This window comes from Paracoccus sp. (in: a-proteobacteria) (assembly GCF_030604785.1).
In the GTDB taxonomy this organism is placed as follows: domain Bacteria; phylum Pseudomonadota; class Alphaproteobacteria; order Rhodobacterales; family Rhodobacteraceae; genus Paracoccus.
In genome coordinates, this window is record NZ_JAUVVF010000044.1 from 1 (window position 1) to 24653 (window position 24653).

The window sequence follows — 24653 nt, forward strand, 5'->3', positions numbered from 1 at the left end:
AGCCACCGGGGTCTGAAGCCTCTTGCATCACGGGCGGCAACCAAAGAAGACATAAGCACGTGCTCAGGCATATGCCTAAGCCTCCATGGTTATGCCCGAGTGTCCGGTCGAAAAGGGGGCCAGTTCAACGTCGCTCGAGGCGCGCCGGTCGTTTCAGCGATTTAAAGGCTCCGCGCCCGGCCAACTTGCCCAGAAACGCCCCACTACCAATCTCAAACCCGCAGATTTTTGTTGTGAACAAGGAACCCAAGGGGGCCAGTTCAGCGCCTGCATCGCAAGCCGGAAGTCACATGGTAAGGCCATCCGCTACGATAAGCGTCGCAACCGGCTCGAGATCACGTTTGGTGGGATGAAGTACTGGCGCCGGATCGCCACACGCTACTATCCGCCGTCGCTCTCGCCGCAACCGTAACTTTCTTACTTTGAAAATCAATGGGCCTGAAGCCCAACCCTATTCACAATAAGCGCCTTCTGCATTTGGATGCCTTCAGCTCACCAACCTCCCTTCTCAGCTAAGAAAGCTTGGCCGAAAGCTCCCGTCTCAAACCGTCAGTCTCCAAGGGGCCGAATAAAGCGGCAGCCTGAAGGTCGGGAGCACAGCGCAGGCTGCGAGGGGTCCCCTCGCGTTGGAAACCCTGTCATGACGCTTCGGCATTCAGCGTGTGGCTGGCCCATTCATACGCCATGGCCAGCGCCTGCGGCGACATGATGATGTTGTTCCCAAGGTTCGAGGTCATCTGGAAGCGGTCGCCATGCTCGTCGGCCAAGATGAAGGAATAGCGGATCGGACGTACATGCGAGAGCCGCGCGAAATCGCGCGACCGGGCGGCGTATTGACGGGCCGTGATCTCGATGACGCGACCACCCTTTCCCAAGAAGCCGCCATTGATCATCCCGGCGCCGTGACACCCGACCAGAACCTGAGTTGCTCGGACCATCGCGATCTGCTGTGGCAGGCTGTAATCCTCGAGGATCACGCGCTCGGCGCCCAAAGGGGAAAGCCGTTCTACCAGCTCGTCCTCGTTCACGATCTTTCGATTCTCGAGATGGGCGCGCGAAACGATCAGGATCGGTGCACGAACAGGTGCCTCGGGCAAAGCGACATGACCGCGATCAAAGGCGTCAAAGAAATCCCACATTCCTTCCGCCGTGCCGAAAGGATACGGGCTGGGCTGAGGCAATTTGAGCAATGCGCCGGTTTCCGGGTCACGAGCATAGCTATGTGCGCTGTTGACGATGAAGTATCCGTCGTCAACGGCAAAGGGGCCTTTGTGAAAACGGACCGGAATTCCCAGCCGCGCCAGCATGAGGTCAAGATAGGCCCGGCGAAAGCCTCCTTCGGGCTCTTCACCATAGATCACCATCTGCTCGGCATCCAGACTGGCCGCAGCCCCTATGGCTCGCGCGAGGTTCGGCATCACATCCGCGATGAAGTGGTAGTAATTGCTGGTATCGCTCATGAAGACAACCAACGAGCGTTCGGAGATACGAGGTATGCCAGCTCCGGCCCGATACTCCTTGCCCATCGTGATGAATTTTCTGAAGAAACCTGCGCCGGAAAAACCCATGACAGGAATGTCCTGCGCGGTGAAAAGTCCCCCTTGGTCGCAGACGGCTCCTCTCAGCGGAACGATCCCCGATCCGCGAACGATCCAGTTGCGGCGTCTCGTGCCATGAAGGGACTTCATTCCGTCACGTCCCTTTATCCGGGGGAAGGGGCAGATCGTGCGTCCATCAAATACATCTACAGCCGCCTGTCCCAGTTCCGTTCCATGAAGCGTCCCATCGGGGTGAGGAACCGTGGGGCCATCAACGCCAGGGATATAGAAACTCTGCATCGTCACGCGCTTTCATTGTACCCCTGATGCGGGGCCAGCCTTTGGAGGGGGCGGACGCGCGCGAGCATCACGCGCGGACGCAACGCGCAGCTTCAGGGCATCGCCTTTACAGCCTCGCGCAGCCCATCCAAGACCTGAAGACAACGCTGTTCCGGCAGATGTGAGAAGGGCAGCGCATCTATGCCCTCTTTCAACGTGGTCTCAACGATCTCCGTACTGTTGCGATGGCAGAAGCCTTCGCGACCAACGCCTTCAAAGTAATCCTGATACTTCCAAGGTACGGTGGTCTCGCTTTCTTTCCAGAACAGGCTGGGAATCCCGTAGGCATCGGCGAAAATAAGCCCATGCAAGCTGGAGGAGACCACCCGCGAGCAATGCGCCAGACGCGACAGTGTCTTGGCGATGTCGGGGTCAGTGAAGTCAAGAATGACAACGTCCCCGAAGGCCTGCTTGAACTGTTTCAACGCCGGATGCTTCAGCATGCTATGATGGGGGATCAGACCGACCTTTGTCCGCTCGGTCCCCTCGGCGGGGCCGGGCCAGATCTCGCGGACAAACAGGCCGGGATCACCGAAGGGCACATCGGGGCAACCCTCGATCTGACCTGCGGTCAGCGGACCGCGCAGCGCGGAAATCGTGACCGACATTTGCCGCATTGAGCAGGGTGACGGCTTCCCGGTTCCGCTGCCCCAGACGAACAGCGGTTTGGTGCGCTTGCGAGCATCCGCCATTCCTGGGTTGAACACGCTGCCGATGGCAATGCCGTCGCAATCATTTGGTGAACCTCGGACGACCTCGCGCCCGCTCACATGCGACAGGACAAGTGGTGAGATCTCGTCGCCGAGGTTTATACCCTTGGACTTCGGGACCCACCAGAAGAGGCGGAAAGGCTCGTGTTGGGCTACTTCGGTCAATTCGGACTTCCTTGAACCGTAACTCGTGAATCAGGCCTTCGGGACGTGGTCAGCCTGTATGACTCGACTTGTCTTGTGCCCGCAGCGGTGTGTCAACCGCGGAAACAGGTCAGCACTGGGTGATCGCGCTACGGGCCCGAACTGCATGCAGAAGAGCCGCACTGAGCGGCGGAAAAGCGCCCAACTATGGTTCACACCAAGATTTGTCGTGAACGGCGCGTCCGTCTGGTCCCGTTGGCGGTCGACAAACGGTCATTTGGCAGCAGACTGTGCAGTATGATGTCGACCGCCCGCTTCCTCATCTGCGGTCGTGGGGGTTCCGTTATCGATCAGATGCCGCTTGACGATTGCACCACATATTAACCGCATCATCGTCGCGCCCGGACCGCGCTAGTCCAGCACCATGGCCCGGCCATGGGCGGTGCGCCGCGTGGCCGCCGCCGTCAGCCGACCATCCGCGTCCCGCGCCGCTGCCGTCAGCCTCCCCACGCTGCCCGCCGGCGCACGGGTCAGGACATGGCCGGCCCGTTCCAGCGCAGAGAGGGTGGCGTCCGGCAGGCTGTCCTCGGCCACGACGCCGCCCGGTGCGCGGGTGCGGGGGTAGAAGGATGACGGCATATGCGTGATGTGGAACATCGGAGCATCCACGGCCAGTTGCAGGTCCATCCCCTGATGCGCGTGGCGCAGCCAGAACAGCAATTGCCACTGGTCCTGCTGATCGCCGCCCGGCGTGCCGAAGCTGATGCGCCGCCCGTCCTCGTGCCAGGCCAGGCTGGGCGACAGGGTCGTGCGCGGCCGCTTGCCGGGTGCCAGCGCACAGGGCGCCCGGGCATCCAGCCAGAACATCTGCGCCCGCGAATTCAGGCAGAAGCCCAGCCCCGGCACGATGGGCGAGCTTTGCAGCCAGCCGCCCGAGGGCGTGGCCGAGACCATGTTTCCCCACCGGTCGATCACATCCAGATGCACCGTGTCGCCGCGCGGGGCATCCGACAGATGCGCCATCGTTGGCTCGTAGACGGCACCCTCGGGCAGGCTGAGGCGATCCAGCATGGCGCTGACCTGGGCGATCTGCGCCTCGTAGCCCGGCAGGGTGCCGGGCCGCAGCCGGTTATCGGCGCGGTCCCCGATCAGCGCGCGGCGTTGCGCGGCGTAACCGGGCGACAGCAGTTCATCCATCGGAACAGGGAAGCGGGCGGGATCGGCGTAATAGGCCTCGCGGTCGGCCATGCAGAGCTTTTGCGCCTCGATCACCAGATGGGCGAAGTCCGGGCCGGTCGGGTCCATCGCCGCCAGATCGTCGCCCGCCAGCACGGCCAGCGCCTGCAGCATGACAGGCCCCTGACCCCAGGGCCCAGTCTTGGCGATGGTCCAGCCGCCTTGGGTCAGGGTCGTCGGTGACTCGTAGCTGGCCGCGTAGCCCGCCATGTCATCCGCCGTCAGCACGCCGCGATGGGGCCGACCGCTTTCATCCATCAGGGCCGCTTCGGCCATGAAGGCGCCGATGCGCTCGGCCACGAAGCCGCGATAGAAGGCGTCGCGCGCCGCGTCGATCCGGGCTTCGCGCGTGTCACCTTGCGCCAGATCGACGATCCGCCGCCAGGTTCCCGCCAGATCGGGGTTCGCGAACAGCCCCCCCTTGGCCGGGGCCGCTCCGCCCGGCATCCAGACCGCCGCCGAAGACGGCCAATGCTCGGTAAAGAAGCTTGCCAACCCGGCAATGGCATCCGCCGCACGGTCCAGGATCGGATGCCCGTCCGCCGCCAGCCGGATCGCGGGGGCCATGATCTCGGGCAGCTCCATCGTGCCGTGATCGCGCAGCATCAGCATCCAGCCGTCGAAGGCGCCCGGAATGACGGTCGCCAAGAGGCCGTTGCCGGGAATCAGCGTCAGCCCCTGGGCCCGGTAATGGTCGATCGTGGCCCCCGCCGGCGCGGGGCCCTGCGCGCAGAGGACCGTTGCGCGCCCGTCCTTCCACAGGATCGCGGGCAGATCGCCACCGGGGCCGTTCAGATGCGGCTCGACCACCTGCAGGACCAGGCCCGCGGCCACGGCCGCGTCGAAGGCGTTGCCGCCCGCGCGCAGGATGTCGGCCCCGGCCTCGGTCGCCAGGTGATGGGTGGATGCGATTGCGCCGGTCATCATGTCTCTTTCGGGTCGAGTGCGTCGCGCAGGCCGTCGCCCAGCAGGTTGAAGCCCATCACGACAAGGAAGATCGCGGCCCCCGGCCAGATGGCCATCCAAGGCGCCTGCGACAGGAAGTTCTTGGCCGTCGCCAGCATCGAGCCCCAGCTGGGCGCGGGCGGCTGCTGGCCCAGACCCAGAAAGGACAGCGAGGCCTCGGCGATGATCGCGGTGGCGATGGTCAGCGTGGCCTGCACCAGGATCGGCGGAAAGACATTGGGCAGGATGTAGCGCGACATGATCCGCAGATGGCCGAGGCCGATGGCGCGGGCGCCCTCGACATGGTCCTCGGTCTTGACGGACATGACCTGCCCGCGCGTCAGGCGCACGAAGACCGGCACCGCCGACAGGCCGATGGCGATCATGGCATTCGTCAGGCTGGGGCCCAGAAACGCCGCCAGCGCGATGGCCAGAATCAGGAAAGGCATCGCCAGCAGCGCGTCGGTGGCCCGCGCGATGATCTGGTCGGTCCAGCCGCCGAAATAGCCCGCCAGCACGCCCAGAGGCACGCCGACGGCCAGCGCGATCATCACCGACACGACCCCCGCCATCAGCGAGGCGCGCGCGCCCCAGATCATCCGGGACAGGATGTCGCGGCCGATCTCGTCCGTGCCCAGCCAATGCTCGGCATTGGGCGACAGGCGGATCTTGGCCCAGTCCGTCGCGGCCGGGTTCGGGATCGGCAGGACCGGCGCCAGCACAGCCAGCAGGACGAAGAACAGCACGAAGATCCCGCCGACCATGGCGCTGCGGTTGCGCTTCAGCTTTTCCCATGCGCGGTTCTTGCGGCGCGGGGCCACGACGGGGGCTGCGGGGGTTGCGATCACGGCATCGCTCATATCGCGGCCCTCATGCGCGGGTTCAGCAGGACATAGAGGATGTCCGCCAGAAGGTTGATCAGGATGAAGCCCGTCGCGGTGACCAGCACCACGCCCTGCACCACGGCATAATCGCGGTTGAAGACCGCATCGACCACCATCTTGCCGAAACCCGGGATGGTGAAGATCTGTTCGGTCAGCACCGCGCCCGCCAGCAATTCGCCGAACATCACCGCCGACAGCGTGATCACCGGCAGAAGCGCGTTGCGAAAGGCGTGGCGGCGGATCACGGTCTTTTCGCGCAGGCCTTTGGCACGGGCGGTGCGGACATAATCCGCCTGCAGGACCCCCAGCATCGAGGATCGCGTATGCCGCATCAGCGTCGCGGCCAAAGCGGTGCCCAGCACGATCGAGGGCATCAGCATGGTCTGAAAGCTGCGGACCGGATCGACCCAGGGGCTTTCATAGCCAGAGGCAGGCAGCCAGCCCAGATTGACCGAGACCAGCAGGATCAGCATGATCCCCAGCCAGAAATTCGGCACCGACAGACCCGACAGGGCGATGATGTTCGCCAGATAATCCCAGAACGTGCCCTTTTTCACCGCCGACATGACGCCTGCAGGAATGCCGATCACCATGGCAAAGATCATCGACATCACCGCCAGCTGGATCGTCACGGGCAGCTTCTGCGCGATCAGTTCCGTGACCGGCAGGCCGGTGCGCAGCGAGGTGCCCAGATCGCCCCGCATCACGTCGCCCAGCCAGTAGAGATACTGCCAGATCAGCGGATCGTTCATGCGGTATTGCTCACGCAGCATGGCGATGGTTTCGGGGTCGCGATCCTCGCCCGCAAGGACCAGGATCGGATCGCCCGGCAGCAGCTTCTGCAGCATGAAGACGAAGATCGTGACCAGCAGCAGCGTGGGGATCGCGACCAGCACCCGGTTCAGGATGTAACGCGTCATGGCGGCCTCTTTTGGCAAGGGGATGCCTGCGCCCGGCGATGCACCGGGCACAGGCCTTCGGGACGGGATCAGCCGCTGACACCGCGCAGACGGATGATGCCGTCGGCGTAGGGCTCGAAGCCCTCGATCCCCTGACGCATCGCGAAGAAATACTTGATGTGGTAGAGGTAGATGATCGGCAGCTCTTCGGCCAGGATCTCGCGCGTCTGGTCATAGAGCGCCTTGCGGGCCTCGGGATCAGGCTCGGCACGGGCCTGGGCCAGAAGGGCGTCGACCTGTTCGTTGCAATATTTCTGATCGTTGTTGCCGCCCTCGCAGCTGACGAAGGGATGGACATTGGCGTCGGGATCGATGCGGCCCGACCAGCCCTGCTGCGACATGTCGAAATTGCCCGCCGCGTTCTCGGACAGCAGCGTGGCGAATTCCGTCGCACGCAGGTTGATGTCAAAGCCCGCCTCGGCGGCCATGGCCTGCACGACCTGGGCCTGCTGCATGGCGACGGGGCTGTTGCCGACCTGCATCTCGATGGCGAAGGGCGTGTCCACCCCGGCCTCGGCCAGCAGTTCGCGGGCGCGCTCCACGTCGCGCGCGGGCAGCGGGTCGCGTTCGTCATACCAGGTGGTGCCCGGCGCGGCCCATTGGTTGCCCGGCACATACTGCCCCTCGAAGACGACCTGGTTCAGCGCCTCGCGGTCGATCGACAGCGACAGCGCCTGACGCACCCGCGCATCCGAGCCCAGAGGCCCTTCCGAACGCGGGCCGTTGCCCACATTGATGGTCATGCCCTGATAGCCGATATTGGCGATCTCGAACAATTGCAGGAGGTCATCCCCCTGGATCTGCGGCACGTCGGACGGCGCGGTGCGTTCGATGATGTCCAGATCGCCAGAACGGACATTGGCCAGCCGCACGGTCGTGTCGGGGATCGGCTGATAGATCACACGGTCGTAATGGTATTCGTCGGCTTCCCAGTGATCGTCGAACTTGGTCAGCACGATCCGGTCGCCCTCGACCCGTTCGGCGAACTGATAGGGGCCGGTGCAGACGGGGGCCTGGCCGAAACGCTCGGCGGCGGGTTCGGCGGCATCGGGCGAATACATCCGTCCCGCATGATGGGCCAGCTGCGCCAGCAGGGTCACGTCGGGGGCGTTCAGCGTGATGGTCAGTTCGTGTTCGCCCGTGGCCTCGACGCCCTCGATCGAGGTCAGCTCCGACCGGCGCGAGGATTGCGGCAGGGTCATGTTGCGTTCCAGCACGCGGCGCGCGCTGTCGGCGTTGAAGGGGGTGCCGTCGTGATGGACCACGCCCTCGCGCAGTTGCAGCACCAGCGTCAGCCCGTCATCCGACCAGTCCCATTCGGTGGCCAGTTCGGGGATGATCTCCATGTCGGTATTCGTGTTGAACAGCCGGTTGCAGAGCGATTCATAGACCAGCGAGGACACGAAGGTCCGCGACTGCGCCGGGTCCAGGAAATCGGGGTCCTCGTTCAGACCGATCCGCAGATCCTGCGCGGCGGCCATGCCCCCGAAAGCCGCCGTGGTCAGCAGCGTCGCCATGAAGGTCTTGATGTGCATTATCGTCTCCCGGTTGGTTTCTTGGTTGTTCAGGTGGAATGTTCGCGCCAGAGCGCGAAGCGCGCCGCTGTGGTAGGGCTGCGTTCGGGGGTCGGCGCGGGCTCGGTCAGTGCCGGCAACTCGCGCCAGTGATGGCAGGCCGTCTGATGGGCCGTCCCCTCCTCCAGCACGGGGCGGGTGGTGCGGCAGATTTCGGTCGCATGGGGGCAGCGGGTGTGGAACTTGCAGCCCGGCGGCGGATTGGCGGGCGAGGGGATGTCGCCGCCCAGATGCGCGATCTGGCCCCGCCCGCCGGGGCTGGGCACCGGGATCGCGGACAAGAGCGCCCGCGTATAGGGATGGCGCGGCGCGGACTAGAGGGCTTCCGTCGCGGCCAGCTCGACCACCTCACCCAGATACATGACAGCCACGCGGTCGGCCATGTGCCGGATCACCGACAGGTCATGCGCGATGATGATCAGGGTCAGGCCGAAATCGCCCTTGAGATCCTCCAGCAGGTTGACGATCTGGGCCTGCACCGACACGTCTAGCGCGGAAACCGGCTCGTCCCCGATCAACAGCCTGGGGCTTGAGGCAAGGGCCCGCGCCACGCAGATGCGCTGGCGCTGCCCGCCCGAGAATTCATGCGGGTAGCGGTCGGCATGGTCCGGCCGCAGCCCCACCTTGGTCAGCAGTTCCGCCACCCGCGCACGGCGTTCCTTGCGCGAGAGGTCGGAATGCACCAGCAGCGGCTCGCCCACGATGGTCTCGACCGTCATGCGCGGGTTCAGCGACGAGAACGGATCCTGAAAGATGAACTGCATCTCGGCCCGCAGGCGGCGCATCTCGGCCGCGCCAAGCGTGGTCAGGTCGCGCCCGTCATAGGTGACGGTCCCCTCGCTCGGTTCCAGCAGGCGCACGAGCAGCCGCGCCAGCGTCGATTTCCCGCAGCCCGATTCCCCGACGATGGCGAAGGTCTCGCCGCGCATCACCGACAGGTTGACGCCGTTGACGGCATGGATCACGGTCGGCTTGCCGATGATCCCCTTGCCCGAGGTGAAACGCTTTTCCAAAGCAGTCGTGGTCAGGATCGGATCGCTCATGCCGCACCTTTCGCGAAATGCGCCTCGAGCGGGGCCTTGATGCAGGCGACGGCATGGCCGGGGCCCAGAACCCGCAGATGGGGCCGCCCCGCGTCGCATTCCGCGCTGGCAAAGGGACAGCGCGAGGCGAAACGGCAGCCGGGCGGCATCGCGTCAGGCACAGGGACCGATCCGGGAATGGTCATCAACCGCGCCGCCCCCTGCGCCCGGCCCGCCAGCGCCGGCATCGAGCCCATCAGGCCGATCGTGTAGGGGTGCTGCGGATCGCCGAAGATCGCGCCGACCGGGCCGGTTTCCACCACGCGGCCCGCATACATCACAGCCACATCGTCGGCGATTTCCGCGACCACGCCCAGATCGTGGGTGATCATCAGCATGGCGGCGCCGGTCTGGGTCAGCAGATCGCGCATCAGGTCCAGGATCTGGGCCTGGATCGTCACGTCCAGCGCCGTGGTGGGTTCGTCCGCGATCAGCAGTTCCGGGTCGTTGGCCAGCGCCATCGCGATCATCACCCGCTGTCGCATACCCCCTGACAGCTGGTGCGGATAATCGTCCATGCGCTTTTCGGCGGCGGGCATCCGGACCAGACGGAACATCTCCAACGCGCGGGCGCGGGCGGCCTCGCGCGTGCAGCCGCGATGGCGGCGCACGGCTTCGGCGACCTGATCGCCAATGGTGAAGACCGGGTTCAGGCTGGTCATCGGCTCCTGAAAGATCATCGCCATGCGGTTGCCGCGCAGCGATTCCGTCTGGGTGACGGTCTTGGCGCCCAGATCCTCGCCCCGGAACAGCACCTGTCCGTGGGTCACGGTCGCGGCCTTTTTCGGCAGCAGCCCCATCGCCGCCAGCGAGGTCACGGACTTGCCGCAGCCCGATTCACCGACCAGCGCCAGCGTGCGCCCGGGGCGGATCGACAGGCTGACCCGGTCGATCAGGTCGATCGGCTGGCCCTTGAAGCGGATGGACAATTCGCGCAGGTCCAGAACGGGGGTGTCAGCCGTCATCGGCGGTCAGCTCCTCTTGGCTGTAGCGCAGGAAGATCGCGTGCAATTCGGTCAGATGATCGCGCATCGCCCCGGCGGCGGCGGCACCGTCCCCGGCCTGCAATGCGGCTAGGATGCGGCGGTGATCGTCCTGGGCATGGCCCGTCCCGGTGCGCGCGCGGGTCCGCATGCGCAGCTGACGGATGCCCGCATCGTGACGCCAGGCGTTGATCCGGTCGAACAGCGCCAGAAGCAGCGGGTTTCCGGTGGCCTGCGCGATCTCGCGATGCAGCGCGCTGTCCCACAGATCGGCGGCATCGACATCGGGGGCGGCCTCGATCCGCTCGATGCAGACGGCGATGCGGCGCAGGATGTCCGGCGTGGCACGGGCGGCGGCCATCCGCGCGAGCGACGGCTCAAGCGCCAGCCGGGATTCGATGACGTGCAACAGGGTCGAGGGCGTGGCAGGCAGGTGCAGCGGATGGGCCGAGCGTGGCCCCGGCGGCGCCCCGGCAAAGGTGCCCGCCCCCTGACGGCGCCAGACAAGGCCTTCGGCCTCAAGGACTTCCAGCGCGCGCCGCACGGCGCGTCGTCCGACACCCAGGGTCTCGGCCAGTTCGCGCTCGGGCGGCAGGCGCGTCCCGCGCTGCATGTCCGGCGAGGACAGCAGCGCCCGCACCCGTTCAAGCGCCAGCGAGGAATAGGCCGTCTGGTCGTGCCGGTCCTGCACCTGACCGACCTCGTTTATGGGCGAACCATTTGTCATTGGTTCACCGTAAGGTTCCACCACGCCCCTTGGCAACCTTTTTGAGCGCTCAAATCGAAATGGCCCCCGGCAGGGCCCGCTTGCGCATCAGAACGCCTGCTGAGAGGGCAGATCGTGCACGGACTGGGCCTTGCGATGATCGCCGCTTATCCGTGCTGGCTCGTCAGCTTAGCCGGGCCAGTGCGCCATCACCGCGCCGAGCGCACCGGTACGCGCATCAGGCCACCAGGAAAAAAGGCCGCGCCCCGGTGCCTCAACGCCACGCCGATACGGAAGGACGCGCAATGGCGACCCTCTGCCGGCGCGGCATCAGGCAGCGCGGTTGGTCACGCCCGGTCTTCGGCCAGCGTATGGGCGACCAGCGCGTTGGCATGGCCGTGACCCATCCCGTGCTTCTCCTTCAGCAGGGCGACCAGTTCCATGTGCTTCTTCGGACCCTGCGCACGGATGATCGCCTGCCATTCTGCGATGGGGCGACCATAGGTTCGTTCGATCGAGGGAAAATACGAGGCAGGGCCCTTTACCGGCTTGTCGGTCATAAGTCGTCCTTTCCGGGGTTTAGCGGTGCGGGCGGAGGGGCGGCGGCAACGGCCGCCAGTCCCTGACGCAAAGTCTCGGGCAGTCCGGAAGGCAACTGGGCGTCAAGCGCGGCATGAGCCGATCGCCAGACCTCGGCCGCCTGCCGCATCAGCGCCACGCCCTCGGGCGTGATGTGCAGCAGGCGCGACCGGCGGTCATCGGGGTCCGGCTCGACCGTCAGCAGGCCCCGTCGGGCCAGCGGCTTGACGGCTGCGGTCAGGGTCGAGGGGTCCATCGCCAGGAAGGGCGCAAGCCGCCCCATCGGCGGCGGGTCTGGCTGGTTCAGCGCGACCATCAACGAAAACTGCCCGTTCGTCAGACCGAACGGCCGCAGCACCGCATCGAAGCGCCGCGCAAGCCTGCGCGCAGCCCGCTGCGCTGCAAGGCACAGGCATGTGTCGCGGATCTGAAGCACCGTCTCGCGCGGCAGAAGCTCGGGGGTTGTCTCTTCCATGTTAATTTGATATCAAATGATTTATGCGGCTGCAATCCCGCGCCGCGGCGACAGGAGGCCGCGATGATCCCGAAGAACACGATCTGCCTGTGGTTCGACAGCGAGGCCGAGGCCGCCGCGCGCTTCTACGCCTCGATCTTTCCCGACAGCACGGTGTCCTCGGTCAGCCGCGCGCCGGGCGACTATCCCTCGGGCAAGGCGGGCGATGTGCTGGTCGTGGGCTTCACGATCTTCGGCATTCCCTGCATCGGCCTGAATGGCGGCCCGGCCTTCCCGCAGAGCGAGGCCTTCTCGTTCCAGATCGCCACCGACACGCAGGATGAGACCGACCGCTACTGGAACGCCATCGTGGGAAACGGCGGACAGGAAAGCGCCTGCGGCTGGTGCAAGGACCGGTGGGGCCTGAGCTGGCAGATCACTCCGCGCACCCTGACCGAGGCGCTGGCCAAGGGCGGCGACGAGGCCGCCCGCGCCTTCGCCGCGATGATGACCATGCACAAGATCGACCACGCCGCCATCGATGCCGCACGACGCGGGTGACGGCCGCACCACCCAGCCCGGAAGGAAATCGTGATGGAGCCCATTGAAATCTCGGCCTTCGTGCCCGCATCGCCCGACGCGGCCTGGACGGCCTTTACCACGCCGCAGGCGATCATGAAGTGGAACCAGGCCTCGCCCGACTGGCACTGTCCCTCGGCCAGCGTCGATCTGAGGGCCGGGGGCCGGCATGTCGTGCGGATGGAGGCGCGCGACGGCTCTTTCGGCTTCGATCTTGAGGGCGTCTATGAAGAGGTGGACGCCCCCCGCACCCTGACCTTGCGGCTGGAGGATGGACGCCGGGCCCGGACGACCTTTGTGCCCGAAGGCGCGGGCACCCGCGTCACTACGCGCTTCGACCCCGAGACGATGAACCCGCCCGAGATGCAGCGCCAGGGCTGGCAGGCGATCCTGGACAGCTACGCCGCCCATGTCGCCACCCATCGAGGCACGCCGTGATCGAGGCCGCCGACGACTACTTCACCAAAGGCTGCGGACGCTGCGACCGGTTCGACACCGAGGCTTGCGCGACCCGGATCTGGGCCGAGGGCCTGGCGCGGCTGCGGGCGATCTGCCGCTCGGCCGGGCTGGAGGAGACCGTGCGGTGGGGCCAGCCCTGCTACCGGCATGCGGGGCGCAACATCGCGATCATCGGCGCGTTCCGGGACAGGTTCGTCCTAGGCTTCTTCGACGCGGCGCTGCTGCAGGACCCCGAGCATGTGCTGGACAAGCCGGGGCCAAATACGCGGCATGCCAATACGATCCGGTTCGAGAGTGCCGATCAGGTCGAACGGACGGCGCCTATTCTGCTTGCCTATCTGGCCGAGGCGGTCGCCCATGCCGAGGCTGGCCGAAGGCCGCCCCGGGCATCCGGCAGCCCGGACCTTCCCGACGAACTGGTCGAGGCCTTGGACGACGACCCCGCGCTTGCCACCGCGTTTCACGCGCTGACGCCCGGCCGACAGAGAAGCTATGTCATCGCCCTGAGCGGCGCCAAGACCGCCCAAACACGACGGCGTCGCATCGCGAAATTCCGCGACAGGATCATCGAGGGGAAAGGGGCCCATGAACGCTGACGCCTGCTGGCTTGCCTGCTCGCGAAGCCGGCTGAATTAAAAGGCGCCCGCCCGAGCCAGTTCGCGCTGCCTGCCACGGCTTCGCGGCACGACGATCCATCTGCACAACCTGCCTTCCGGAGGAAAGCTCATGACCTGCATCACCGGTTTCATCGCGGCAGTTCCCACCGCCAACCGCGACGCCTTCATCATCCATGCTGACCTTGCAGCCTCGGCCTTTCTTGATCACGGCCTGAGCGCCGCGATGGAGGGATGGGGCGAGGACGTGCCTGTCGGCGAGGCACACTCGTTTCCCAAGGCGGTCCTGGCCGAGGCGGGGGAAAGCGTGATCTTCTCGTTCTACCGCTGGCCGGACCGGGACGCGCAAGAACGGAACTTTCAGGCCGCGATGGACGATCCGCGCGTCGATCCGGCCAGAAACCCCATGCCCTTTGATGGCCGACGCGTGATCTGGGGGCATTTCGAGCCGCTTCTCGAACTTGGCGCGCCCGGGCCCGGGGGCTTTTTCGACGGCTTCGTGATCCCCGTCCCGTGCGCCGCCCGCGACGATTTCGCTGCCTATGCCCGCGCCTGCGATCCGGTTTTCCTCGAGCACGGCGCAAGCTGGGTGGCGGAATGCTGGGAACTCGACATCCCGGACGGAAAGATCACTGATTTCCGCAACGCCGTCGCGGCGAGGCCGGACGAGGCTGTGGTCTTCGCCTGGGTGCAATGGCCCGACCGCAACGCCCGCGACGAGGGCAATGCCCGCATCTGCACCGACCCGCGACTATCCGGTCAGTCTTGCCCCTTCGACATGACCCGCATGATCTGGGGCGGCTTCACACCGGTCGTTCAGGCATCGCGCCCAGTCTGAGAAGAGCCGCCATGCTGGAGTTCCAGGCAAGCGCGGCAACGACTGGCCCGCATTGTCAGGCCCCCGTCGATGCGCATCACGGGTGCACCATCCTGTATGGGAGACGCGACAGGCCAGCCAAATGCCACCTTGCGGAGCACAGTGCTGGGCGCCCATCAGGCCGCGCGCGTCACGTTCAGGCCGTGACGGGCGGACCAAGCGGCATACCAGGACCGGAACTGGTCGAACTGGGTCCTGGCCCAGGCCTGCTGGCTGGGGGTCAGCGCGTCGGTCGGATTGAAGTGCAGCGCGTATTCCGCATCGCCCTGCAGCACCATCAGATACTTGTAGTAGAGGACCAGATCGGCGCCCTCGTCCCAGGACGACAGCACCTCGAGCGCCTCGCCCAGTTCACGGGCGCGGTCGCGCGCTTCGGCATCGCCGGCAGCCGCAGCCTTGGCCAGCGAGACGAAATGCAGGATCTCGTTCGGGATGACGTTGCCGATCCCGGTGATCGTGCCGCTGGCGCCGCATTTGACATAGCCGTGATAGACCCCGGTATCCACGCCCGCCATCAGGATCACGTCGTCATCGGCGCTGGTGATGTGCTCGGCCGCATAGGTCATCGCGCGCGGGCCGCCGAATTCCTTGAAGCCGATCAGGTTCGGATGTTCGGCGCGCAGGGCAAAGAACAGATCGGCCTTTGTCTCGTAGCCGTAATAGGGACTGTTGTAGATCACCGCAGGCAGGTCGGGCGCCGCCGACAGGACGGCCTTGAAATGGTGACGCTGCGCCACCGGCGACGAGCCACGCGACAGGACGCGCGGAATGACCATCAGGCCCGCCGCCCCGACGCGCGCCGCATGGGCGGCATGTTCGGCGGCAAGCCGCGAATTGACCGCGCCCGTGCCGACGATCACCGAAATGCCCGCCTCGACCAGGCGGGCGACGCCCTCCATCCGTTCCACATCGGTCAGAAGCGGCCAATCCCCCATCGAGCCGCAATAGACCACACCCGACATGCCCGCCGCCATCAGCTGCTGGGCCTTGCGCACCAGCGCGTCGAAATCGGGCGTGCGATCCTTGGTGCAGGGGGTCATCAGCGCCGGGATCACCCCGTTAAAGACTGTCTTGTCCATCGAAAGCTCCTTGATTCGCGCGGGCAGGCAGGGACGGGCTCGTCACCGGTCGCCGATCAGAATAGCCTTTGCATTTTCTTTGTCGACAACAATATGCACGCTGTCGACAAGCTCGGTCGCTACAGCGCGATATCCTGCCGGGCATCACGGGCGAAGAATTGCTGGATCTGCCGCACGATCTGGTTGGCATGGCTTCGCGCCAGCCTGTCTGCGGCCTCGACGTCGCGGGCGGCGATGGCGGTGATCATCGCCTCGTGCTCGTCGACGAATTCCTGCGGAAGCCGGTCGTCGAAGGATTGATAATACAGCCGCAAAAGGCGCCGCCCCTCGTCCAGAAGGCGCAGGAACAGGCCGGTGTAATAGGGATTCCGGCCCGCCTCGGCGATGGCGGCATGGAACTCGCGGTTCGTGGCGATCATCGCAAGCGCCTGCTGCGCCTCGACCGCTGCGGCGAACTGCGCCTGATGGGCGCGGATCCGCTCAAGATCCCCCGCCGCATGGTTCTGGGCCGCCAGCCGCGTCGTGACGCGATACATCAGCGTCAACGCGTCAAAGAAGGTGTGCAGGTTCAGAAAGTCGATGTTCGACACCATGGTCGAGCGGTTGGGCAGCGTCTCGACCAGGCCCTCTCCGGCCAGCCGCACAAGCGCCTCGCGGATCGGGGTGCGGGACATGTTGAAGCGTTCGGCAAGCTGCACCTCGTCGATGGGACTGCCGGGGGCCAGCGTCAGGTCCAGGATCTCGTCGCGCAGCGATTCATAGACGACGCGGACCCCTGATCCCCGCTTGCGTTCCGCCGGATTGGCTGTGTCGGTCTTGAGCATGGTCACTCCGGTCGTTCGGGAAGGGAAGGGCTGGACCTGTCAGAACCCGGTCAATCCACTGCGTCAAGGCCAAGTTCCAGCATCCGGTCAAGCTGCCGCCGCTCGGCCTCGTCAAGATGGATGCCATCGGCCTGCGAGGCGGCGCGGGCGGCAAAGCGGCGGGCCGAGGGCAGCCGCGCGCCCTGCCCTGTGATCGCGTCGAACAGCAATTCGGCCCGGGCAAAGGGATCGCCGGGCCGACCGGCGGCAAAGGCTTCGGGCGACAGCGCGATCACCAATTCGCCGTGGAACGGCGCCAGTGTGGTGGTGCCGAGCTGTTCCAGCACTTCGGGGCTGGTCAGGTCGCCGATCATGATGCCGGCCAGCAATTCGATCATCGTCCCGATGGCCGAGCCCTTGTGCCCCCCGAAGGGCAGCATCGCGCCGGCCAGCCCGGACTCGGGGTCGGTGGTCGGCGCGCCGTCTGGGCCGATGGCCCAGCCCTCGGGCAGCGGCTTGCCCGCACGTCGCAGCAGTTCCAGCTCGCCCCGCGCGGCGACCGAGGTGGCGAAATCGAACACATAGGGATGCCCGCCGGGACGCGGCCAGCCAAAGGCCAGCGGGTTCGTCCCCAGAAGGGGGCTGGTCCCGCCCGCAGGCGCGACGCTGGCATAGCTTGGGCACATGACCAGCGCCGCCAGCCCGTGATCGGTCACGGCCTCGACTTCGGGCCAGAGGGCCGAGAAATGCGTGCAATCGTTCACCACCATAGCCGCCAGCCCCAGTTCGCGCGCCCGCGCGACCAGATGCGGAAGCCCCAGTTCAAAGGCCGGGGTGGAAAAGCCGCGTCCGGCATCGACCCGGATGATGGCGCGCCCGTCATCGGGCAGAAGGCGTGGCTCGGCTTGGCCGTTCACCTGGCCGACCCGGATGGTCCGCAGGACACCCTCGATCCGGTAGATGCCGTGAGACTTGCAGCCGTCGCGTTCCCCCGCCGCCATGATCCGCGCCAGCGCGTCGGACTGCGTCGCGTTCATTCCAGCGCGCCGCAGGATGGCGGCGACACGGTCGGTCAAGTCCTGGACGGTGATCGCGGTCATGGCGGGAACCTCTGGCGGCTGAAAGCACGGGATGCTTCATTGCATACAAGCTGTCCACAGAATCGCAAGCCATCAGCAATATTGAATCCTCTTTGTATAATTCTTGTATTTTTCATTTGATCTACGCGCGACTTGCTCGGATAGTCAGCAGCACGGACCACGAGAAAAACGAGTCGCTGACAATCAGGGGGAACTTCATGAAAACCGGTATTCTTGCCTCGGGGCTGATGCTGGCGGCCGGGCTGACAACCCCGGCTTTTGCCGACAAGCTGGACGACATCATCTCAGCCAATGTGCTGCGCTGCGCGGTCGTTCTGGACTTTCCGCCCATGGGCTCGCGCGACAGCAACAACGAGCCGATCGGCTTTGACGTCGATTACTGCAACGATCTGGCCGCCGCCCTCGGCGTGCAGGCCGAGATCGTCGAGACGACCTTTCCCGAACGCATTCCCGCGCTGATGTCGGGCCGCGTCGACGTGGCCGTGGCGTCGACCTCGGACACGCTGGAACGGGCCAAGACGGTCGGCTTCTCGATCCCCTATTATGCCTTCGAGAACGCCGTCGTCGCCAACCAGAACGTCGAGATGACCGACTGGGAGGGCATGCGCGGCAAGACCGTCGGCGCCACCGCCGGCACCTACGAGGCGATCTGGCTGGAGGAGAAGGTCGCCGAATGGGGCGAGGGGCAGTTCCGTCCCTATCAGAACCAGGCCGATGTCTTCCTGGCGCTGAGCCAGGGCCAGCTTGACGCGACCGTATCGACCGTCGAGGTGGCCGAGGCCAATGTCGCCTCGGGCAACTTCCCGGGCATCCGCATCGTGGACAAGGCTCCGATGGTGCCCGACTACGTCGCGCTGATCACGCTGCGCGAGGAATACGGCCTGATCAACTACATGAACCTGTTCATCAACCAGCAGGTCCGCACCGGCCGCTATGCCGAGCTCTACGAGAAGTGGATCGGCGAGGGCGAGCCGGCCGATCTGACGATCCCGGGCGTCTATCGCTGAGCTGATCCCCTGAACGGGGCGCGCCCGTCGTGGCGCGCCCCGGCTGCGCTGTGCCCTCGCCAGTCACAATTGCCGCCCGGCGGCCGGAGGCGTCATGTTCAACTACAATTTCCGGTGGGCGCAGGCCCTCAATTCCTTGCCGCGCATGCTGGAAGGCGCGCTGGTGACGCTGGAAGTCGCGATCCTGTCGATGGTCATCGGCATCTCGATCGCGGTGATCCTGACGCTGTTCCGCCTGTCGGGCAGCCGCCTCCTGTCCGCCATCGCCTCCACCTGGGTCGAGATCGCGCGCAATACGCCCGCGCTGTTCCAGATCTACATGGTCCATTTCGGGCTGGGAGGCTTCGGAATCCATCTGTCGCCCTATCTGTCGCTGCTGATCGGCATCGCCTTCAACAATGCGGGCTATCTGGCCGAGAATTTCCGAGGCGCGCTGAAGGGCATTCCCGAGACCCAGACCCGCGCCGCGCGCTCGCTTGGCATGACGCCGGTTCAGGCGTTCCGCTACGTGGTCATGCCGCAGATGCTGCGGATCTCGTTCCTGCCGATGACGAACCAGATGGTCTGGGCGATCCTGATGACCTCGCTCGGGACGGTTGTGGCGATGAACACCGACCTCTACGGCGTGACCAGCGACCTGAACGCGCGCACCTTCCGCACCTTCGAGCTGTTCGCCATCGCTGCGGTGATCTTCTACCTGATCACCAAGACCGTCACCCTGTCGGCCCGCCTGCTGGCAGCGCGGCTGTTCCGGTATTGAGGGGGAGATGATGTTCTTCGATACCGCCCTGACCACGAACGACCTGATCTTTCTGGCGCGCGGCGCCGGGATGACGCTGGTCGTCACCGCCATCTCGGTCTTTTTCGGCACGATCATGGGGATCGCCTTCGGCATCCTGCGCCACCAGATCGGGCCGTGGTGGGCGGCGCCCCTGACCTTGGTGCTGGACATCTTCCGGTCCATTCCGCTGCTGATCCAGCTTGTTCTGGCCAATGCCTTCGTCACCACGGTGCTTGGCTGGCGCATCTCGGGGTTCACGGTCGCCTGCGCGGTTCTGTCGCTCTATACATCCGCCTATTGCGCCGAGATCGTGCGCGGCGGGATCGAGGCCGTGCCGCCCACGCTGCGCCGGGCCGCACGCTCGCTCGGGCTGACATGGCGGCAGGACATGACCAGCGTCACGCTGCCCCTGGCCGCGCGGATCGCGCTGCCCTCGTGGATCGGGCTGGCGCTTGGGGTGATGAAGGACAGCGCGCTCGTCTACGTGGTGCAGGTGGTCGAGTTGCTGAAATCGGCGCAGATCCTGATCACCCGCCTTCAGGAGCCCCTGTTCCTGCTGCTGATCTGCGGGCTGTTCTACTTTCTCATCTCGTTCCCCATAGCGCGGCTGGGTGGCTATCTCGAAAGGAAATGGTCGAATGATTGAAATCGAGAATGTCCGCAAATCCTTCGGCCCGCTGGAGGTTCTCAAGGGCATCGATCTGACCGTGGCCAAGGGCGAGGTGCTGACCGTGATCGGCGGATCGGGATCGGGCAAATCGACGCTGCTGACCTGCATCAACGGGCTGGAGCCCATCGACAGCGGCCGCATCCTGGTGGACGGGACCGAGGTCCATGCGCGCGGGACCGACCTGAACAAGCTGCGACGCCGCATCGGGATCGTGTTCCAGCAGTTCAACGCCTTTCCGCATCTGACCGTGCTGGAAAACGTGATGCTCGCGCAGCGCAAGGTTCTGGGCCGCCCCAAGACCGAAGCCGAGGCCGAGGCCGTGCGCCAGCTGAACCATGTGGGTCTTGGCGACAAGCTGAAGGTCTATCCGGGCCGCCTGTCAGGCGGGCAGCAGCAGCGCATGGCCATCGCGCGCGCTCTGGCCATGTCGCCCGATTACATGCTGTTCGACGAGGTCACATCGGCGCTGGACCCCCAGCTCGTGGGCGAGGTTCTGGACACGCTGCGCCTGCTGGCCTCCGAGGGGATGACGATGATCTGCGTCACGCACGAGATGAAGTTCGCGCGCGAGGTCTCGGACCGGGTGGCCTTCTTCCATCAAGGCATCATGGCCGAGATCGCGCCCCCCGCCCAGCTTTTCGGCGCGCCCGAAAGCGCCGAATTGCGCAAGTTCCTTGCGGCCACGGCCTGAACCATGCCGCGCGTGATCGTCATCGGGGCGGGCGTCATCGGGCTTTCGGCGGCCCTGATGCTGCGCCAGCGCGGGCTGGAGGTGACCGTCCTGGACCGCGAGGGGCCGGCGGCGGGCGCCTCGGCCGGGAATGCCGGGGCCTTCGCCTTCACCGACATCCTGCCGCTGGCCTCGCCGGGTCTGTTGCGCAAGGCCCCGCGCTGGCTGCTGGACCCGCTTGGCCCGCTTTCCGTGCCGCCGCGCTATGCGCTGCGGATCGCGCCCTGGATGCTGCGTTTCTGGCGGGCCTGCCAGCCGGACCGGGTCGCGCAATCGACCACCGCCCAGACCACGCTGATGGACCTGTCCCGCGCCGAGCTTGAGCCATTCCTGGCCGCCACCGGCACGCTGGCGATGCTGCAGAAGCGCGGCAATCTTCAGGTCTATGAATCCCGGGCCGAGTTCGACGCCTCGCTGCCCGGCTGGCAGGCCCGCGCCGATCACGGGATCGAATTCCATCATCTGGATGCGGCGGGTATGGCCGCATTGCAGCCGGGCCTTTCGCCGCGCTTCACCCACGGCACCTTCACGCCGGGCTGGTATTCCATCGCCGATCCGCGGGACTACGTGCTGGCGCTGGCCGAGCGCCTGCGCGCCACGGGCGGCTCGATCGAACGCGCCGAGATTGCCGGGATCGCCGCCGACGCCTCGGGCGCGACCCTGCACGAGGCCGGGGGAGGCGTGCGGCGCGCCGATCATGTCGTGCTGGCGGCGGGCGCCCATGCGCGCGGTCTGGCCCGCGATCTGGGCGACCGCATCCCGCTGGAGACCGAGCGCGGCTACAACACGACCCTGCCCCGCGACGCCTTCGATCTGCGGATGCAGGTGACGTTCGGCGGGCATGGCTTTGTTGTCAGCGCGCTGTCCAGCGGCATCCGGGTGGGCGGCGCGGTCGAGCTGGGGGGCCTCGACCTGCCGCCGAACTGGAAACGCGCGCAGGCGATGCTGCAGAAGGCCCGCACCTTCCTGCCCGGCCTGCGGACCGAGGGCGGCAGGCAATGGATGGGGTTCCGCCCCTCGCTGCCCGACACGCTGCCCGCCATCGGCCGCTCGCGTGCGTCGGACCGCGTGATCCACGCCTTCGGTCACGGCCATCTGGGCCTGACGCAATCGGCGGGCACGGCCCGCATCGTCGCCGATCTGGTGACGGGCGCGCCGCCGCCCATCGCCATCACTCCGTTTTCTCCTCAGAGGTTCTGACTTGGGCACGCATACATTCTCCTGCCTTGACGGGCATACCTGTGGCAATCCTGTGCGGCTGGTCAGCGGCGGCGCGCCGCTGCTGGAGGGGGCGACGATGCTGGAACGCCGCGCCCATTTCCTGCGCGATTTCGACTGGATCCGCACCGGCCTGATGTTCGAGCCGCGCGGCCATGACATGATGTCGGGTGCGATCCTCTACCCGCCAACCCGCCCCGATTGCGAGGTGGGCGTGCTCTTCATCGAGACCTCGGGCTGCCTGCCCATGTGCGGCCACGGCACCATCGGCACGATCACCATGGCGCTGGAGAACGGGCTGATCACACCGCGCGAGCCGGGGCGGCTGTCCATCGACACGCCGGCAGGCAAGGTGGACATCACCTATTCCCGCCCCGACCGCTTTGTCGAGGAGGTGCGGCTGACCAACGTGCCGTCCTATCTGCATGCCGAGGGCCTGACCGCGCATGTCGAGGGTCTGGGCGAGATCGTCGTCGACGTCGCCTATGGCGGCAATTTCTACGCCATCGTCGATCCGCAGAAGAACTTCCGCGACATCGCCGACCATACGGCCGGCCAGCTGATCGGCTGGTCGCCCCTGCTGCGCCGTGCGCTGAACGAGAAATACGATTTCGTCCATCCCGAACATCCGCAGATCTCGGGCCTCAGCCACATCCTGTGGACCGGCGCGCCGACGCAGCCCGGCGCGCACGCGCGCAACGCCGTCTTCTACGGCGACAAGGCCATCGACCGCAGCCCCTGCGGCACCGGCACTTCGGCCCGCATGGCGCAACTGGCGGCCAAGGGTCGGCTGAAGCCGGGCGACGCGTTCTGGCACGAAAGCATCATCGGCTCGATCTTCAAGGGCCGGGTCGAGGCCGAGACGCAGCTTTCGGGGCGGGCCGCGATCATCCCCTCGATCGGGGGCTGGGCGCGGCAGACGGGGATCAACACGATCTTCATCGACGACCGCGACCCCTATGCCCACGGCTTCGTCGTCACATGAGCATCGCCCACATCATCCTGCCCGGCGCGGCCGAAGGCCCGGTCATCGCCACCGACGAGCCGATCAGCTTCTGGGGCGGGATCGATCCCGCCAATGCGACGATCATCGATGTGCATCACCCGCTGCACGGGCAATGCCTGACCGGCGCCGTTCTGGTCATGCCGACGACGCGGGGGTCCTGCACCGGATCGGGGGTGCTGCTGGACATGGCGCTCAATGGCCGCGCCCCCGCCGCGCTGATCTTTTCCGAGGCCGAGGATGTCGTGACCCTGGGCGCGCTGATCGCGGCCGAGATGTTCGACCGCCCCATCCCGGTCGTGCGCTGCCCGCCAGATCTGCATGCGACTCTAGCCACAGCCAGCCACATCCGCATCACCCCCGATGCGCTGGTGGCCGGCGGCCAGCCCCTGCCGCTGGCGCATCTGCCCGCCCCCGAACTCGCCCTGACCGACAGCGACCGCGCCATGCTGGAAGGCGCCGAGGGCCGCGCGGTGCAGCAGGCGATGCGCATCCTCTGCCGGATGGCACGGCTTCAGGGCGCGGAGCGGCTGGTCTCGGTCACGCAGGGCCATGTCGACGGGTGCATCTATGCGAGCCCCGCCAACCTGACCTTCGCGGAAGCCATGGCCGATCTGGGCGCACGCGTCCGCATCCCCACGACGATGAATGCGATCTCGGTCGATCACCGGAACTGGCGGGCGCAAGGCGTGCCGGACCTGTTCGGGGACCCCGCGCAGCGTCTGGCCGATGCCTATGTGCGGATGGGCTGCCAGCCCAGCTTTACCTGTGCCCCCTATCTGCTGGACAGCGCCCCCGCGCGGGACGAACCCATCGCCTGGGCGGAATCGAATGCGGTGATCTATGCCAATTCCGTCCGTGGCGCGCGCACGCCCAAGCATCCGGACTTTCTGGACCTGTGCATCGCAATAACGGGCCGGGCGCCTCTGGCCGGGGTCTATCTGGACCAGCACCGCGCCGCGCGGCGGATTGTGGAGGTGACGCTGCCCCAAGGCATCGACGACGCGTTCTGGCCGCTTCTGGGCTATCTGGCCGGTCAGGCCTCGCCCGACCGCATCCCGCTGATCCGAGGCGTGGCGGCGGCCCGCCCCACGCCCGAGAACCTCAAGGCGCTCTGCGCGGCCTTCGGCACCAGTTCCGCCGCACCCATGCTGCATGTCGAGGGCGTCACCCCAGAAGCCGAGCGCATCGAACCCGAGGCTGATCACCGCAGTATCGACCTGCCGCAGATGCGGCGCGGCTGGCAATCGCTGAATGCCGGGCCGGAAGCGGTCGAGCTGGTTGCCATTGGCAGCCCCCATGCCTCGGTCGAGGAGTGCCGCGCGCTGGCGGGCGCGCTGGACGGCGGGCCGGTGGCGATCCCGACCATCGTCACCGCCGGCCGCGCCGTGATCGAGGCCGCGCGCGCAGACGGCACGCTTCAGCGGCTGACCGGGGCCGGCGTGCAGGTGCTGCCCGATCTCTGCTGGTGTTCGATATCCGAGCCGGTCTTTCCGTCCGCAACGCGGGCGCTGATGACGAATTCCGGCAAATACGCGCATTACGGGCCGGGCCTGTCGGGGCGGCAGGTCCGGTTCGGCAGCATCGCCGCCTGCGCGCA

The 24653-nt window shown here is 66.3% G+C and carries 25 protein-coding genes and 1 pseudogene; 11 read left to right on the forward strand and 15 right to left on the reverse strand.

The features are described 5' to 3' along the window. Window positions 1-638: 638 nt before the first annotated feature. The 12 genes and pseudogenes from QAR72_RS13250 to QAR72_RS13305 all read right to left on the reverse strand — a co-directional run bounded on the left by QAR72_RS13250 (window position 639) and on the right by QAR72_RS13305 (window position 12154). Window positions 639-1688 carry a glycosyltransferase family 61 protein gene (locus QAR72_RS13250; RefSeq protein WP_304617854.1) on the reverse strand — a complete coding sequence of 350 codons (1050 nt, stop codon included), beginning with the start codon at window positions 1686-1688 and terminating at the stop codon, window positions 639-641. Window positions 1689-1930: 242 nt separating this feature from the next. Further along, window positions 1931-2752 (reverse strand): polysaccharide pyruvyl transferase family protein, encoded by an 822-nt coding sequence (locus QAR72_RS13255; RefSeq protein WP_304617855.1) that lies wholly within the window; start codon window positions 2750-2752, stop codon window positions 1931-1933. Window positions 2753-3142: 390 nt separating this feature from the next. Continuing rightward, window positions 3143-4894, reverse strand: coding sequence for a gamma-glutamyltransferase family protein (locus QAR72_RS13260; RefSeq protein WP_304617856.1), 1752 nt, complete (start codon window positions 4892-4894; stop codon window positions 3143-3145). Continuing rightward, window positions 4891-5772, reverse strand: coding sequence for an ABC transporter permease (locus QAR72_RS13265; RefSeq protein ID WP_304617857.1), 882 nt, complete (start codon window positions 5770-5772; stop codon window positions 4891-4893). Before QAR72_RS13265 ends, QAR72_RS13260 begins: the two co-directional genes overlap by 4 nt. Next, complete coding sequence (locus tag QAR72_RS13270; RefSeq protein WP_304617858.1) at window positions 5769-6716, reverse strand: ABC transporter permease; 948 nt, start codon at window positions 6714-6716, stop codon at window positions 5769-5771. Before QAR72_RS13270 ends, QAR72_RS13265 begins: the two co-directional genes overlap by 4 nt. Before the next feature lie 68 nt (window positions 6717-6784). Next, window positions 6785-8290 carry an ABC transporter substrate-binding protein gene (locus QAR72_RS13275; protein ID WP_304617859.1) on the reverse strand — a complete coding sequence of 502 codons (1506 nt, stop codon included), beginning with the start codon at window positions 8288-8290 and terminating at the stop codon, window positions 6785-6787. 29 nt (window positions 8291-8319) lie between these two features. Next, window positions 8320-8628: pseudogene (locus QAR72_RS13280) on the reverse strand (oligopeptide/dipeptide ABC transporter ATP-binding protein); the annotation flags it as partial. A gap of 15 nt (window positions 8629-8643) precedes the next feature. Next, window positions 8644-9372, reverse strand: a complete 729-nt coding sequence (locus QAR72_RS13285; RefSeq protein WP_304617860.1) for an ABC transporter ATP-binding protein — start codon at window positions 9370-9372, stop codon at window positions 8644-8646. Next, entirely contained in the window at window positions 9369-10376 is a 1008-nt protein-coding gene (locus QAR72_RS13290) for an ABC transporter ATP-binding protein (RefSeq protein ID WP_304617861.1), read from the reverse strand. The genes QAR72_RS13285 and QAR72_RS13290 overlap by 4 nt, the downstream gene beginning before the upstream one ends. Then, complete coding sequence (locus QAR72_RS13295; RefSeq protein WP_304617862.1) at window positions 10366-11121, reverse strand: FadR/GntR family transcriptional regulator; 756 nt, start codon at window positions 11119-11121, stop codon at window positions 10366-10368. Before QAR72_RS13295 ends, QAR72_RS13290 begins: the two co-directional genes overlap by 11 nt. Before the next feature lie 326 nt (window positions 11122-11447). Continuing rightward, complete coding sequence (locus QAR72_RS13300) at window positions 11448-11660, reverse strand: DUF4287 domain-containing protein (RefSeq protein WP_304617863.1); 213 nt, start codon at window positions 11658-11660, stop codon at window positions 11448-11450. Continuing rightward, window positions 11657-12154, reverse strand: a complete 498-nt coding sequence (locus QAR72_RS13305; protein WP_304617864.1) for a MarR family winged helix-turn-helix transcriptional regulator — start codon at window positions 12152-12154, stop codon at window positions 11657-11659. Before QAR72_RS13305 ends, QAR72_RS13300 begins: the two co-directional genes overlap by 4 nt. A gap of 63 nt (window positions 12155-12217) precedes the next feature. On the opposite strand from QAR72_RS13305, the gene QAR72_RS13310 reads away from it, so the two are divergent. The 4 genes from QAR72_RS13310 to QAR72_RS13325 all read left to right on the forward strand — a co-directional run bounded on the left by QAR72_RS13310 (window position 12218) and on the right by QAR72_RS13325 (window position 14623). Next, window positions 12218-12694, forward strand: a complete 477-nt coding sequence (locus tag QAR72_RS13310; protein ID WP_304617865.1) for a VOC family protein — start codon at window positions 12218-12220, stop codon at window positions 12692-12694. 33 nt (window positions 12695-12727) lie between these two features. After that, window positions 12728-13150 (forward strand): SRPBCC domain-containing protein, encoded by a 423-nt coding sequence (locus QAR72_RS13315; RefSeq protein ID WP_304617866.1) that lies wholly within the window; start codon window positions 12728-12730, stop codon window positions 13148-13150. Next, on the forward strand, window positions 13147-13767 hold the full coding sequence (locus QAR72_RS13320; protein ID WP_304617867.1) for a YdeI/OmpD-associated family protein: 621 nt from the start codon (window positions 13147-13149) through the stop codon (window positions 13765-13767). Before QAR72_RS13315 ends, QAR72_RS13320 begins: the two co-directional genes overlap by 4 nt. Before the next feature lie 130 nt (window positions 13768-13897). Next, the gene (locus QAR72_RS13325) at window positions 13898-14623 is read left to right on the forward strand and encodes a DUF1428 domain-containing protein (protein WP_304617868.1); all 726 of its coding nucleotides are present in this window, start codon (window positions 13898-13900) and stop codon (window positions 14621-14623) included. 155 nt (window positions 14624-14778) lie between these two features. Here the strand turns inward: QAR72_RS13325 and QAR72_RS13330 are convergent, their stop codons facing one another. From QAR72_RS13330 to QAR72_RS13340, 3 genes are all read right to left on the reverse strand, one after another. Beyond that, window positions 14779-15741 carry a dihydrodipicolinate synthase family protein gene (locus tag QAR72_RS13330; RefSeq protein WP_304617869.1) on the reverse strand — a complete coding sequence of 321 codons (963 nt, stop codon included), beginning with the start codon at window positions 15739-15741 and terminating at the stop codon, window positions 14779-14781. Between the two features lie 119 nt (window positions 15742-15860). After that, window positions 15861-16565: a GntR family transcriptional regulator gene (locus QAR72_RS13335; RefSeq protein ID WP_304617878.1), complete on the reverse strand. Its 705-nt coding sequence runs from the start codon at window positions 16563-16565 to the stop codon at window positions 15861-15863. Between the two features lie 50 nt (window positions 16566-16615). Continuing rightward, a complete protein-coding gene (locus tag QAR72_RS13340) occupies window positions 16616-17644 on the reverse strand; it encodes an Ldh family oxidoreductase (RefSeq protein WP_304617870.1) in 1029 nt (342 codons plus the stop codon). A 197-nt stretch (window positions 17645-17841) separates the two neighbouring features. Between QAR72_RS13340 and QAR72_RS13345 the strand changes: the two genes are divergently transcribed. The 7 genes from QAR72_RS13345 to lhpI all read left to right on the forward strand — a co-directional run. Beyond that, window positions 17842-18651, forward strand: coding sequence for a transporter substrate-binding domain-containing protein (locus tag QAR72_RS13345; protein ID WP_304617871.1), 810 nt, complete (start codon window positions 17842-17844; stop codon window positions 18649-18651). 94 nt (window positions 18652-18745) lie between these two features. Then, complete coding sequence (locus QAR72_RS13350; protein ID WP_304617872.1) at window positions 18746-19411, forward strand: amino acid ABC transporter permease; 666 nt, start codon at window positions 18746-18748, stop codon at window positions 19409-19411. A 10-nt stretch (window positions 19412-19421) separates the two neighbouring features. Further along, window positions 19422-20078, forward strand: coding sequence for an amino acid ABC transporter permease (locus tag QAR72_RS13355; RefSeq protein WP_304617873.1), 657 nt, complete (start codon window positions 19422-19424; stop codon window positions 20076-20078). Further along, window positions 20071-20793 (forward strand): amino acid ABC transporter ATP-binding protein, encoded by a 723-nt coding sequence (locus QAR72_RS13360; protein WP_304617874.1) that lies wholly within the window; start codon window positions 20071-20073, stop codon window positions 20791-20793. Before QAR72_RS13355 ends, QAR72_RS13360 begins: the two co-directional genes overlap by 8 nt. 3 nt (window positions 20794-20796) lie before the next feature. Further along, complete coding sequence (locus QAR72_RS13365) at window positions 20797-22032, forward strand: NAD(P)/FAD-dependent oxidoreductase (RefSeq protein ID WP_304617875.1); 1236 nt, start codon at window positions 20797-20799, stop codon at window positions 22030-22032. A 1-nt stretch (window position 22033) separates the two neighbouring features. Further along, on the forward strand, window positions 22034-23035 hold the full coding sequence (locus QAR72_RS13370; protein WP_304617876.1) for a 4-hydroxyproline epimerase: 1002 nt from the start codon (window positions 22034-22036) through the stop codon (window positions 23033-23035). Next, on the forward strand, window positions 23032-24653 hold a 1622-nt coding region (gene lhpI / locus QAR72_RS13375), incomplete at its 3' end, for a cis-3-hydroxy-L-proline dehydratase (RefSeq protein ID WP_304617877.1). The genes QAR72_RS13370 and lhpI, both read left to right, overlap by 4 nt.